The following is a 12,325-nucleotide window of genomic DNA, read 5'->3' as shown; positions in this document are numbered from 1 at the left end:
CGTAACCTGTCCGGTTTCGTCGCGTGCGTCTGTCGGTGCTTTCCATATTTCTTGAAGATCTATTTTCATTAGCAACGTTCGGGCCGTGCTGCTGGCGTACGAATAAACGCCGAAGTGGCGACAATCGCTCATCAATATTCGAAAGACGGCCGGCGCACAACAAAAAGGCGGCCGTCGGGCCGCCTTTTTGCATCGATTTCGCGCGGGTCATTCGACCTTGCCGATTTTTCGGACGGCTTCGGTCATGGCGCTTGCGTCCGCGTTCCAGTAGGCCTGGAACTCCGGTGCATCAAGATAGGCCAGGGGGCTGCCTGCCTTCTCGATCACCTGCGCCACGGCAGGGTCTGCCGCGACTTTGGCCGACACGGCCCGGAGCCTGCGGACGATGTCGTCGGGCGTTCCCGCAGGAACGAAGAGCCCCGACCACTGCGCGAACTTCACCTTGTATCCGGCCTGTTCGAGGCTCGGCACCTCGGGAAGCGCGGCCAGCGGCCGATCGCCCCAGTGCGCCAGGGCGCGCAGCCTGCCGCCCTTGATCTGCTGCACCACGGTCGACGGCCCGCTCGCAACCGCATCAACCTGACCTCCGAGAAGCGCAACGACCGCCGGGCCCGCACCGGTGTAAGGAATGTGCGTCATGCGAAAGCCCGCTGCGTTCTTCAGCATCTCCATGGGCACATGCATGGTGCCGTAGTTGCCTGAACTCCCGTAGTTGTAAGTGCCGGGCTTGGCGCGCGCGTCGGCAACGAAGTCGGCCAGCGTCTTCCACGGCGCATCCGCGCGCACGACCAGCACCGTCGGATCGGCCGTGAAGCGGGCGATCGGCTTGAACTGGTTCATCTGATACGCGGGCTTGCGGTCCAGAATCGCGTCGGCCTCCGGAAGGATCGAGATCGACGAAAGGCTCATCAGCACGGTGTAACCGTCGGCCGGCGCGCGCGCCACGAAGCCGATGCCGACGGCGCCTCCGGCGCCCGCCCTGTTCTCGACGATGACCGGTTGCTTGAGTTCGCGGGACATGGCTTCGGCCACCGGCCGCGCCACTGTGTCGGCAACGCCGCCCGGCGGAAAGGGCACGATCATCGTGATCGGCTTTTCGGGCCACGCGCCTTGCGCGAGCGCGCCCGTGGCGACGGTGATCAGCGCGGCGCCCAGCAGCGCGCGTCGTGAGGGGTACATGGTTGTTGTCTCCATCGTGTTCTTGGTGTGCGATCTGTGCGATTTCAGGCGAACCGGTTCTCCAGCACGCCCAGGCCGTCGATTTCGATGCGGACGACGTCGCCGGACTTGAGGTACTTCGGCGGCGTCAAACCCATGCCGACGCCGGCCGGGGTCCCGGTCGCGATCACGTCGCCCGCGTGCAACGTGATGCCGCGCGAGCAGGTTTCGATCAGCGTGGGGATGTCGAAGATCAGGTCGGTGGTCTGTCCGTCCTGCCGCATTTCGCCGTTGACCCAGCAACGCACGCGGGTGCGAGTGCCGTCGAGTTCGTCGGTAGTCACAATCCAGGGCCCCATCGGGCAGAAGGTGTCGAACGACTTGCCCAGGTCCCACTGCTGGTGCCGCATCTGCACATCGCGCGCCGTGACGTCGTTGACGATGGTGTAGCCGAACACGTGCGACATCGCCGCGTCCCGTGAGATGTTGCGGCCGCTCTTGCCGATCACCACGGCAAGTTCGGCTTCGTAGTCGATCTGCGCGGAAATGGCCTCGCCGGGCAACTGCACCTCGTCATTGGGTCCGATCACGCACTCGGGCACCTTGGTGAAGACGATGGGCCAGGCGTCGACGCTGGCCGCGCTGTTCTTGAAAACCGAGCCCGACAACTCCTTGGCATGCGCGTGGTAGTTGCGGCCCACGCAAAAGATGTTGCGGCGCGGCATCGGCAGCGGCGCTTCCAGCTTGACCTCGCGCAGCGGTATTGCTTTGCCGGTCGGTGGCAATCCGGAACCGCCTGACGCCTGCGCTTCGATAAGCGACAGCGCGCCGCGATGGACCTGGGAGGCGTCGAGTTGAAGCGGGGCGATCGTCATTTGATCGTCCGAAACGAGGCCGACGTGCCGTTGGCCTTGATATTGGTAGGTGGCAATGCGCAAAATGAACTCCTCGATGGCGACCAAATGCTACCAATCGAATACCAAGTTCACAATAGAGCCCGGCCCGCGCCGAGGTTGTTACGATCGGAGCGCCCCCATCAACCCAACGAATTCGCGATCGTGCACAGTGCCCTGACCCTCCGGGAAGCGATTCTCGAGAACCTGAAGTCACGGACGTGGCGGGCCGGCCATCGCCTGCCGACCGAGCGGGAGTTCAGCGGCCAGTACGGGCTCAGTCGTTCGACCGTGCGCCGGGTTCTGGCGGACCTGAAAGGCAGGGGCCTGATCACGCAGACGGTGGGCAGCGGGACCTATGTCAGCGACGAAGTGGGACGCGCCCTGGCCGAGATCACCAGTGGCGAGTCGCCGCTGGCAACCAGTCCGGCCGAACTGATGAGCGCCCGCCTGGTGCTCGAACCCGCCATCATCACCATGGTGATCGGCAACGCGACCGTGGCCGACTTCGACAGGATGGACAACTGCTGCGAAAGAGGCGAGGCGGCAGCGACCATCGAGGAGTTCGAGTTGTGGGACGGCAAGCTGCACGAGGCGATCGCCGACGCCGCGCACAACGCCTTCATCTCCACCGTCTTCCAGCGAATGAACGAAGTCCGCGCGCAAAGCGAATGGGGCATGTTGAAGCGCCGCAGCGCCACGCCCGAACGGCGGCTGGCCTACCAGCGTGAGCACCGCGACCTGGTCGCGGCCTTGAAGGACCGTGACGCCACGCGTGCCAGCGAACTGTGCCTCGGCCACCTGGTCCACGTGCGGCGCAACCTGCTCGGCTACTGAGCGCGCGCCGGCGGGCGTTGCGGAAAACCCGCCCTCGCATTGACCCGACGCGGCCCCATCGGTATATTGGTTTGCATTGGCGTGGCAGCATACCAATCAATACCAAATCCGAGAGTGACCGAAACGGCGGATCGCCCTCCACCTGGAGACAACCGTGAAGACACTGTGGACCCGATGTCTGCGTCTGAAGGCGCGTTGGTGGGCTGCGGCGCTGATTGCGGCGGTGCCGTGTGTGGCGGCCCATGCCCAGGACTACCCGTCGCGGCCGGTGCGGATCATCGTGCCGTTCGCCGCCGGCGGCCCGGCCGATGTCTATGCGCGCTTCGTCGCAGTGCGGCTGGGGGAGGCGCTGGGTCAGGGTTTCGTGGTGGATGACCGGCCCGGTGCCGGATCCGTCATCGGCACCGACGTGGTTGCCAAGAGCGCGCCGGACGGCTACACGCTGCTCCTGATGTCGAATGCGCATACGGTCAACGAGTCGCTCATTCCGAACAAGCCTTACCAATTGATGCGCGACTTCGTGCCGATCGCCGCCATCAATTCCTCCGACCTCGTGCTTGTGACGCGCAGCGGCTTGCCGGTGAACAACCTGGGTGAGTTGATCAAGCTCGCCAAGGCGAAGCCCGGTGCGCTGACTTATGCGTCCTCCGGCCCGGGCACGCCCTATCACCTGGCGGGCGAACTCTTCAAGGCGATGGCGGGCGTGTCGATCCTCCACATCCCCTACCGGGGCAGCGCCGGCGCGCGCACCGACATCCTGGGTGGTCAGGTCGACATGATGTTCGACGCCGTGCCGACCATGACGGAGCACGTGCGGGGCGGCCGGGTCAAGGCAATGGCGACCACCGGCTTGGCGCGTTCGGCGGTCATGCCCGATGTTCCGACGGTGGACGAAGCCGGCGTGCCCAAATATGAAGCCACGATCTGGCTCGGCCTGATGGCGCCGAAGGGCACGCCTACGGCCATCGTCGAGCGATTGAACGCCGAAGTGCAGAAGATCGCGTCGAATCCCGAAGTGATTCGCGCCTGGAAAGCGCAAGGCGCGACACCCATGCCGATGAACGTCGCTGACTTCACGCGTTACGTGGGCCAGGACATCGACAAATGGGCGCGGATCGTCAAGATCTCGGGCGCCAAGGCGGACCAATGAACATTCTGTGCGCGGGCGCCGCGCAAGGTCTGGTGAAGGCTTTGCAAGGGGTGTTCCTGGAACTGACCGGCGCCAAGATCGAGGGCCGTTTCGGCGCTGTCGGCGCGATGAAGGAAGCGCTCCTCGCGGGCGAGCCTTGCGACGTCATGGTCGTCACCGCCGCCATGATTGCCGATTTGCAGGCCGAAGGGCGCCTCGTGCGGAGTTCGGAGTCTTCGCTGGGCCGCGTTCGCACCGGGATCGCAGTCCGTGAGGGTGAGCCGCGGCCGGATATCGCGACGCCCGAAGCGCTCAGGGCCAGCTTGCTTGCCGCAAGGGCGATCTATTTTCCGGATGCGCTGCGTTCGACCGCCGGCATCCATTTCGCAGCCATCCTGGAAAAGCTCGAGATTGCTGCGGCGGTGGCGTCGCGCCTGCGCACCTTCCCGAACGGCGCCACCGCCATGAGGGAAATGGCGGCCGATCCGACGCCCGGCGCCATCGGCTGCACGCAGATCACGGAGATCAACTACACGCCCGGTATCGCGCTCGTGGGCCCACTGCCCGCCGCTTTCGAGCTGGCCACGATCTACACCGCCGCCGTCAGCACGAACACGCGCCAGCCAGACCTTGCGCGTCGCTTTGTCGAGCTGATCGCAGGCCCAAGATCACGCTGTCTCCGTGCGCAAGGAGGCTTCGAATTCACCCCACCTCCGCCGTAGTTGCCGCCCGGCGAAGCCCGCCCCCTTCGTGAAACACCGCGGAACCGGCTTCGCCGGGCCGCTGGTGTTGCCCCCGGCAGGGGGTGGGCGGCTACACGAAGTGAGAAAGCCTGGGGGCGAGCAACATGAACACCGCGGAACCGGCTCAGCCGGGCCGCCGGTGTTGCCCCCGGTAGGGGGTGGGCGGCTACACGAAGTGAGCCAACCTGGGGGCGAGCAACATTCAGCTAAAGAATTCCTTGGCCTTGTCGAACCAACCCTTGTCGGTCGGGCTGTGCTTTTCGCCGCCCTTCTTGAGCGACTCGTCCAGTTCCTTCAGCAATTTGCGCTGGTGCTCGGTGAGCTTGACTGGGGTTTCGACGCGGACGTGGCAATACAGGTCGCCGGGGTAGCTTGACCGCACGCCCTTGATGCCCTTGCCGCGCAGGCGGAACTGCTTGCCGCTTTGCGTGCCGTCAGGAATATCGATCGCCGCCGGGCCCTTGAGCGTCGGCACGCTGATCTCGCCGCCGAGCGCGGCCGTGGTGATGCTGACCGGCACCACGCAGTGCAGGTCGTCGCCGTCGCGCTCGAACAGGTCGTGCTTCTTGAGGCGTATCTCTATATAGAGATCGCCGGGCGGGCCGCCGTTGGTGCCGGGTTCGCCGTTGCCGGTGCTGCGGATGCGCATGCCGTCGTCGATGCCGGCCGGGATCTTGACTTCCAGCGTCTTGTTGTTCTTGATCTTTCCCTGGCCGTGACAGGTGGTGCACGGTTCCGGGATGATCTTGCCCGAGCCATGGCAGGTCGGGCAGGTCTGCTGCACGCTGAAGAAGCCCTGGCGCATCTGGACGGCGCCCTGGCCGTGACAGGTCGTGCAGGTGATCGGCTTGGTGCCGGGTTTCGCGCCTGTGCCCTTGCAGGTGCCGCAGTCGTCCCAGCTGGGTATGCGGATCTGGGCGTCCTTGCCGTCGGCCGCCTCCTCGAGCGTGACTTCCATCGCGTAGCTCAGGTCGCTCCCGCGGTACACCTGTCGCCCACCCTGGCGGCCACCGCGCTGGCCGAAGACGTCCCCGAAGATGTCGCCGAAGGCTTCCGCGAAGCCGCCGAAGCCTTCCGCGCCCGGACCGCCGCGCATGTTGGGGTCGACGCCCGCATGCCCGTACTGGTCGTAGGCGGCGCGCTTCTGCGAGTCCGACAGCATTTCGTAGGCTTCCTTGACCTCCTTGAACTTGTTCTCGGCGTCCTTGGAGTCCCCGTGGTTGCGGTCAGGGTGGTGCTTCATCGCAAGCTTGCGATAAGCCTTCTTGATTTCTTCCTCGCTTGCGTTCTTGGGAACGCCGAGGGTTTCGTAGTAGTCGCGTTTGTTGGCCATGATCGGGGTCGGGCGGAGTCGTCGTCAGGAAGCAGGGTCAGGAAGCGGAAAAGGCTGGCCCACCTTGCAGCGGGTCCAGCCTTGGTTCAGGGCATGAAGATCAGCCCTTCTTGACTTCCTTGACTTCGGCGTCGACCACGTTGTCGTCCGCCGGGGCACTTGCAGCTTCCGGGCCAGCGCCGGCCGCGCCGCCGGCCGCACCGGCCGCTGCCTGCGCGTCAGCGTACATCTTCTCGCCGAGTTTCTGGCTGGCGGTCATCAGCGTGTTGGTCTTGTCCTCGATGGCGGACTTGTCTTCACCCTTCAGGGCTTCCTCGACGTCCTTGATCGCAGCTTCGATCTTTTCCTTTTCGCCGGCATCCAGGCTTGCGCCGTGTTCGCCGAGCGACTTCTTCACGCTGTGAACCATGGCTTCGCCCTGGTTGCGAGCCTGGGCCAGTTCGACCTTCTTCTTGTCCTCGGCCGCGTTGAGTTCGGCGTCCTTCACCATCTTCTGGATCTCGTCTTCCGACAGGCCCGAGTTCGCCTTGATGGTGATCTTGTTTTCCTTGCCGGTGCCCTTGTCCTTGGCGCCGACGTGCAGGATGCCGTTGGCGTCGATGTCAAAGCTCACCTCGATCTGCGGCGTGCCGCGCGAGGCCGGCGGAATGCCTTCGAGGTTGAATTCGCCGAGCAGCTTGTTGCCGGAGGCGATCTCGCGTTCGCCCTGGAACACCTTGATCGTCACGGCCGGCTGGTTGTCCTCGGCGGTCGAGAAGGTCTGCGCGAACTTCGTCGGGATCGTGGTGTTCTTCGTGATCATCTTGGTCATCACGCCGCCCATGGTCTCGATGCCGAGCGACAGCGGGGTCACGTCCAGCAGCAGCACGTCCTTGCGGTCGCCCGAGAGCACCTGGCCCTGGATGGCGGCGCCGACGGCCACGGCTTCATCGGGGTTCACGTCCTTGCGCGGGTCCTTGCCGAAGAACTCCTTGACCTTGTCCTGCACCTTGGGCATGCGGGTCATGCCGCCGACCAGGATCACGTCGCTGATGTCGGAGACGCTGACACCGGCATCCTTGATGGCGGTGCGGCAGGGGGCGATGGTGCGTTCGATCAGTTCGTCGACCAGGCTTTCGAGCTTGGCGCGCGTCAGCTTGATGTTCAGGTGCTTCGGACCCGAGGCATCGGCCGTGATGTAGGGCAGGTTGATGTCCGTCGCGGCGCTGTTCGACAGTTCGATCTTGGCCTTTTCAGCCGCTTCCTTCAGGCGTTGCAGCGCGAGCACGTCCTTGCTCAGGTCGACGCCTTGTTCCTTCTTGAACTCGGAAATGATGTAGTCGATGATGCGCTGATCGAAGTCCTCGCCGCCGAGGAAGGTGTCGCCGTTGGTCGACAGCACTTCGAACTGCTTTTCGCCGTCGACGTCCGCGATCTCGATGATCGAGATGTCGAAGGTACCGCCGCCGAGGTCATACACGGCGATCTTGCGGTCGGCCTTGTCGTGCTTGTCGAGGCCGAAGGCCAGCGCTGCAGCGGTTGGCTCGTTGATGATGCGCTTGACGTCCAGGCCCGCGATGCGGCCGGCGTCCTTGGTGGCCTGGCGCTGGCTGTCGTTGAAGTAGGCCGGCACGGTGATGACCGCTTCGGTCACCGTCTCGCCGAGATAGTCTTCGGCCGTCTTCTTCATCTTGCGCAGGATTTCGGCGCTGATCTGCTGGGGCGCGAGCTTCTTGCCGCGCACTTCGACCCAGGCGTCGCCGTTGTCGGCCTTGGTGATGCTGTAAGGCATCAAGTCGATGTCCTTCTGGACTTCTTTTTCTTCGAACTTGCGGCCGATGAGGCGCTTGACCGCGTAGATGGTGTTCTTGGGGTTGGTGACCGCCTGACGCTTGGCCGAGGCGCCGACCAGCACTTCGCCGTCCTCCTGGTAGGCCACGATCGAAGGCGTCGTACGGGCGCCTTCAGAGTTCTCGATCACGCGCGTGGCGTTGCCTTCCATGATCGACACGCACGAGTTCGTGGTGCCGAGGTCGATGCCGATGATTTTGGCCATGTTGTTGCTCCTGGGAATCTGAAATGAGGTTGTTGTGAACTTGTGGATAACCGGGTGCGATTCAAGGGATGAAGCGGGGGTTTCCTGTGGGTTTCTTGTGGGTTTTCAGCTCGGGCTGCTGACGGTCACGAGGGCGGGGCGCAGGATGCGGTCCGCGATCGTGTAGCCCTTTTGCAGAACGCCGACGATGGTGTTGGGCGCCTGGTCCGGCGCCGGCACCACGGAGATCGCCTGGTGCAGGTGCGGATCGAACTTGCTGCCGGCCGCGGGGGCGATTTCGATGACCTTGTTGCGCTCCAGCGCGCTCTTGAGTTGCCGCAGCGTGGCTTCGGTGCCTTCGCGCAGATGCTCGATCGTCGCGTCCTGCACTGTCAGTCCGGCTTCCAGGCTGTCCAGCACGGGCAGGAGGCTTTCGGCGAATCCTTCGATCGCGAACTTGCGGCCCTTGCTGACTTCTTCGTCCGCACGGCGGCGCGCGTTCTGCACGTCGGCTTGGGCGCGCAGGAACTGGTCGGCCAGCTCGGCGTTCTTCGCCTTGAGCTCGGCGATCTCGGCCTGGGCGGAGGCGAGCGCGTCGGCCTCGTTCGCAGCTTGCGCGGCTTCCAGTTCTTCTGGGCTGGGCTCGCCTTGCAAGGAATCAGGGTTCAGTTGGGGGTTTTGCGGGTCTGACATGCTCAAAAAAGCCGGCGGCCAGGCCGGAAATCAACGAAAACAAACAATAGGCAGGCATCTGGGGCCAGGCGCCAAGGTTTTCAAGGCAAAAAAATGCGCCGGTGAGGGCGCGTTTTGGGGAGCTGAAACAGCTCAATGCGCGTCGAGCAGCTCGACGTCGAACTTCAGGGTGGCGTTCGGTGGGATGACGCCGCCTGCACCGCGCGCACCGTAGCCCAGGGAGGCCGGGATGATCAGCGTGCGCTTGCCGCCGATTTTCATGCCGGCGACGCCTTCGTCCCAGCCCTTGATGACTTGGCCGGCGCCGAGCGAGAAGGCAAAGGGGTCGTTGCGGTCGCGGCTGGAGTCGAATTTGGCGCCTTGTACGCCGTCGTTGTAGAGCCAGCCGGTGTAGTGCACGTGCACGTGATGGCCAGCCTTGGCTTCGGCGCCGTCGCCGACCGTGGTGTCTTCGTACTGGAGGCCGGAGGGGGTGGTGGGCATGGTTCGCTCCTTGGAATGTGGAAGGAAACCGCGCAGTTTAACGAGGCCGGGACCGCCCCCGCCGGGGCTCGATCGCAGGTCGGGCCTTCAGGGGGTGGGCGGGGGCGCTTTCTTGACCTGGCCCTGCTGCCATTTCCCGGCGAAGGCCTGCAGGTCGGAAAGCCGCTTGAGCAGATCCTGCCCACTGAGCGTCAGGCTGTAGCCCTCGCGGCCGTGGTTGACGAGGCCTGCTTCACGCAATTCCTTGATGCGGGTGTTGAGCGTGTTGGGCGTGATGCTGCCGACGCTGTCCTGCAAGAGGCGGAAGGTCTGCGCATGGCCGTCCCGGAGGGCCCAGAGGACGCGCAGCGCGTAGCGAGCTTCCAGCAGCGCGAGCAATTGGCTGACGGCTGCGTTTTCCTTGCTGCTCATCGACTTCATCTCCTCGGGGCGCGACGGCCTGATGTCCGCCTGTTTTTCTTATGACAGGTGCGTGACCACTCAAAATGGCCGGCGACTATATCCCGAAAGGTCGATTGCTACAAGTTTTATAGCTGTGAATGCAAGCCGGATGCGGGCTGTGGCCCGTTCGCTACATCAAGCGACGTGATCTGCGTAGGTGGCCATCGCCTCGCCCAGGCGGATCGGGCGCGCGGGCGCCCATGCCGGGTTGAAGATCACCGGCGGTGCGGGAAACAGCATCACGACGGTGGAGCCCAGGAGGAAGCGGCCCATCTCTTCGCCTTGCCGGAGCGTGATTTGCTGGTCGGCGTAGTGCCATTCGCGCACCTCGCCGCTGCGCGGCGGATTCACCACGCCGTGCCACACGGTCGCCATGCTGCCGACGATGGTCGCGCCCACCAGCACCAGCACGAAGGGGCCGCGTGCCGTCTCGAAGACGCACACCACGCGCTCGTTGCGCGCGAAGAGGCCCGGCACGCCGCGCGCCGTGGTCGGATTGACCGAGAAGAGGTCGCCGGGCACATGGATCATCCGCAGCAGGCGGCCGTCGCAGGGCATGTGGATCCGGTGGTAGTCCTTGGGGCTCAAGTACAGCGTGGAGAAACTGCCCTGCGTGAACTGCGCGGCGAGCGCCTTGTCGCCGCCGACCAGCGCGGTGGTCGAGTAGCTGTGGCCTTTGGCCTGGAAGATCTGGTCGCCTTCGATCGGGCCGAACTGGCTGATGGCGCCGTCGACGGGCGACACCAGGTCGGCCCGCGCGATAGGACGCGCGCCGGGTTTCAGCGCGCGCGTGAAGAAGTCGTTGAAGCTCGGGTAGCTCGCGATGTCGCTGTCGAGCGCCTCGCCCATGTCGACGCCGTACTTCGCGACGAAGCGGCGGATGATCCAGGTCGTGACGGACCCGCGTTCCTTGCCCGCGACCCATCCGGCGAAAGAGGTCAGCGCTTGCTTGGGGAGCAGGTACTGAGGCAGGACGGCAAAGCGATCGGACAAGGCTGCTTTTTTGGCGAATGGGTGGGCGATTCTAACGAGCGCTCAGGCGGGCGCCGGCCCCCCCAACGCGGCCTGCGGCCCCCTCGGGGGGCAGTTCACTCCGCCTTGATATTCGCCGCCTTGATCACCTGCGCCCACTTCTCGACCTCGGCCTTCTGGAAGGCCGCGATCTGTGCAGTCGTCATGTCGGCTGGCTCCATGCCGAAGCTCTTGAGCTTCTCCTGCATGTCGGGCTGCGCGAGGATCTTGCGGATCTCGGTGTGCAGGCGATCGATGATCGGCGCGGGCGTGCCGGCCGGCACGAAGATCGCCTGCCACGACACCACTTCGAAATCCGTGAGCCCGGGGATGCCCGATTCGGCGATCGTGGGCACGTCCGGCATCGAAGGCAGGCGCTTGGCCGAGGTGACCGCGATCGCGCGCAGCTTGCCGCTCTGGATGTGCGGGCCCGCAACCACCGTGGTGTCGAACATCATGTCGACCTGTCCGCCGATCACGTCCTGGATGGCCGGGCCGCTTCCCTTGTAAGGGATGTGCGTGAACTTGACGCCGGACTTGTACGCCAGGAGTTCGAGCGCCAGGTGCTGCGAGGTGCCCGTCCCGGCTGAAGCCGAGGACAGGCCACCGGGCTTGGCCTTGCTGGCCGCCAGCACGTCCTTGAGCGTCTTGAATGGACTGGCCTGGTTGACGACCAGCACGACGGGATTGGTGCCGATCAGCGTCACCGGCGCGAAGGACTTCAATGGGTCGTAGCCGATCCTCGGATACAGGCTCACGTTGATGGCGTGCGAACTGATGGTGCCGCCCAGCAGCATGTAGCCATCGGGCGCGGCGCGCGAGGCGACCTCGGAGCCGACACTGCCGCCGGCGCCGCCCTTGTTGTCGACGATGACGTTGGTGCCGAGCACCGGGCCGAGCTTCTGTGCGATCAGGCGGCCCAGCACATCGGTCGTGCCGCCGGCCGGGAAGGGGACGAGGTAGGTGATCGTCTTCCCGGTTGGCCATTGGGCCTGCGCGAAGGCAGGCAATTGCGGAAGGGCCGCGCCGAGCGAGGCGAGGGCGGCGGTTTGGATGAGGGTGCGGCGTTGCATGTTGTCTCCAGGGGTTGGAATGCCGCGGTTCCGATTGTTGGAGGTTGCGGGCTTTCGATGGGTCAAACTTGAGTTCAGGTCACGGGCGCGGGATTGAAGAGCACCAGTGCGTTGTGCAGCTTCCACTGCTCCGCCCAGGTTTTCTTCTTGCCGCTCGCCACGTCGAGCATGAGCCGGAACAGTTCCCAGCCTACGTCCTCGATGGTCACCTCGCCATCGGCGATGCGGCCTGCGTTGACGTCCATCAGGTCGTGCCAGCGGCGCGCGAGGTCGCTGCGCGTGGCGACCTTGATGACCGGCACTTCGGCCAGTCCATAGGGTGTGCCGCGGCCGGTCGTGAAGACATGCAGGTTGATGCCCGCAGCGAGTTGCAGCGTGCCGCAGATGAAATCGCTGGCCGGCGTCGCCGCGTAGATCAGGCCCTTCTGGCGCACCTTCTCGCCCGGCGAGATCACGCCCGAGATCGGCGCGCTGCCCGACTTCACGATCGAGCCCATCGCCTTCTCGACGATGTTGG

General features: G+C 64.8%; 12 protein-coding genes and 1 pseudogene. 3 read left to right on the top strand and 10 right to left on the bottom strand.

The annotated features are described in order from the left end of the window. Window positions 1–207: 207 nt before the first annotated feature. Window positions 208–1,179 (bottom strand): Bug family tripartite tricarboxylate transporter substrate binding protein, encoded by a 972-nt coding sequence (locus AC1DHL_RS14500; RefSeq protein ID WP_478099196.1) that lies wholly within the window; start codon window positions 1,177–1,179, stop codon window positions 208–210. A gap of 44 nt (window positions 1,180–1,223) precedes the next feature. After that, window positions 1,224–2,096 carry a fumarylacetoacetate hydrolase family protein gene (locus tag AC1DHL_RS14495; protein WP_478099194.1) on the bottom strand — a complete coding sequence of 291 codons (873 nt, stop codon included), beginning with the start codon at window positions 2,094–2,096 and terminating at the stop codon, window positions 1,224–1,226. 120 nt (window positions 2,097–2,216) lie between these two features. Between AC1DHL_RS14495 and AC1DHL_RS14490 the strand changes: the two genes are divergently transcribed. The 3 genes from AC1DHL_RS14490 (at window position 2,217) to AC1DHL_RS14480 (ending at window position 4,739) form a co-directional block, all read left to right on the top strand. Beyond that, entirely contained in the window at window positions 2,217–2,888 is a 672-nt protein-coding gene (locus tag AC1DHL_RS14490) for a FadR/GntR family transcriptional regulator (protein ID WP_478162386.1), read from the top strand. 154 nt (window positions 2,889–3,042) lie between these two features. Next, entirely contained in the window at window positions 3,043–4,038 is a 996-nt protein-coding gene (locus tag AC1DHL_RS14485) for a tripartite tricarboxylate transporter substrate binding protein (RefSeq protein ID WP_478162385.1), read from the top strand. After that, window positions 4,035–4,739: a molybdate ABC transporter substrate-binding protein gene (locus tag AC1DHL_RS14480; protein WP_478162384.1), complete on the top strand. Its 705-nt coding sequence runs from the start codon at window positions 4,035–4,037 to the stop codon at window positions 4,737–4,739. Before AC1DHL_RS14485 ends, AC1DHL_RS14480 begins: the two co-directional genes overlap by 4 nt. A 223-nt stretch (window positions 4,740–4,962) precedes the next feature. Here the strand turns inward: AC1DHL_RS14480 and dnaJ are convergent, their stop codons facing one another. The 8 genes and pseudogenes from dnaJ to garD form a co-directional block, all read right to left on the bottom strand. Continuing rightward, window positions 4,963–6,093 carry a molecular chaperone DnaJ gene (gene dnaJ / locus AC1DHL_RS14475; protein WP_478162383.1) on the bottom strand — a complete coding sequence of 377 codons (1,131 nt, stop codon included), beginning with the start codon at window positions 6,091–6,093 and terminating at the stop codon, window positions 4,963–4,965. A gap of 100 nt (window positions 6,094–6,193) precedes the next feature. Beyond that, on the bottom strand, window positions 6,194–8,128 hold the full coding sequence (gene dnaK, locus AC1DHL_RS14470; RefSeq protein WP_478099185.1) for a molecular chaperone DnaK: 1,935 nt from the start codon (window positions 8,126–8,128) through the stop codon (window positions 6,194–6,196). A 105-nt stretch (window positions 8,129–8,233) separates the two neighbouring features. Further along, complete coding sequence (gene grpE / locus AC1DHL_RS14465; protein WP_478162382.1) at window positions 8,234–8,800, bottom strand: nucleotide exchange factor GrpE; 567 nt, start codon at window positions 8,798–8,800, stop codon at window positions 8,234–8,236. A gap of 132 nt (window positions 8,801–8,932) precedes the next feature. Then, on the bottom strand, window positions 8,933–9,283 hold the full coding sequence (locus AC1DHL_RS14460; protein ID WP_286666068.1) for an FKBP-type peptidyl-prolyl cis-trans isomerase: 351 nt from the start codon (window positions 9,281–9,283) through the stop codon (window positions 8,933–8,935). 87 nt (window positions 9,284–9,370) lie between these two features. Beyond that, window positions 9,371–9,694 (bottom strand): winged helix-turn-helix transcriptional regulator, encoded by a 324-nt coding sequence (locus tag AC1DHL_RS14455; RefSeq protein ID WP_478162381.1) that lies wholly within the window; start codon window positions 9,692–9,694, stop codon window positions 9,371–9,373. Window positions 9,695–9,859: 165 nt separating this feature from the next. Further along, the gene (gene asd / locus AC1DHL_RS14450) at window positions 9,860–10,717 is read right to left on the bottom strand and encodes an archaetidylserine decarboxylase (protein ID WP_478162380.1); all 858 of its coding nucleotides are present in this window, start codon (window positions 10,715–10,717) and stop codon (window positions 9,860–9,862) included. Between the two features lie 95 nt (window positions 10,718–10,812). Then, window positions 10,813–11,808 carry a Bug family tripartite tricarboxylate transporter substrate binding protein gene (locus AC1DHL_RS14445; protein ID WP_478162379.1) on the bottom strand — a complete coding sequence of 332 codons (996 nt, stop codon included), beginning with the start codon at window positions 11,806–11,808 and terminating at the stop codon, window positions 10,813–10,815. 74 nt (window positions 11,809–11,882) lie between these two features. Continuing rightward, a pseudogene (gene garD, locus AC1DHL_RS14440) lies at window positions 11,883–12,325 on the bottom strand (galactarate dehydratase); the annotation flags it as partial.

It is taken from the genome of Variovorax sp. 10L426, from assembly GCF_056395305.1.
This window is presented reverse-complemented; position numbering and strand designations above follow the sequence as displayed.

Bases quoted from the DNA above. Each gene is read 5' to 3' on its own strand.
- AC1DHL_RS14500 (WP_478099196.1), bottom strand. From the start codon at position 1,179: ATGTACCCCTCACGACGCGCGCTGCTGGGCGCCGCGCTGATCACCGTC.
- AC1DHL_RS14480 (WP_478162384.1), top strand. From the start codon at position 4,035: ATGAACATTCTGTGCGCGGGCGCCGCGCAAGGTCTGGTGAAGGCTTTG.
- dnaJ (WP_478162383.1), bottom strand. From the start codon at position 6,093: ATGGCCAACAAACGCGACTACTACGAAACCCTCGGCGTTCCCAAGAAC.
- dnaK (WP_478099185.1), bottom strand. From the start codon at position 8,128: ATGGCCAAAATCATCGGCATCGACCTCGGCACCACGAACTCGTGCGTG.
- grpE (WP_478162382.1), bottom strand. From the start codon at position 8,800: ATGTCAGACCCGCAAAACCCCCAACTGAACCCTGATTCCTTGCAAGGC.
- AC1DHL_RS14460 (WP_286666068.1), bottom strand. From the start codon at position 9,283: ATGCCCACCACCCCCTCCGGCCTCCAGTACGAAGACACCACGGTCGGC.
- AC1DHL_RS14455 (WP_478162381.1), bottom strand. From the start codon at position 9,694: ATGAGCAGCAAGGAAAACGCAGCCGTCAGCCAATTGCTCGCGCTGCTG.
- AC1DHL_RS14445 (WP_478162379.1), bottom strand. From the start codon at position 11,808: ATGCAACGCCGCACCCTCATCCAAACCGCCGCCCTCGCCTCGCTCGGC.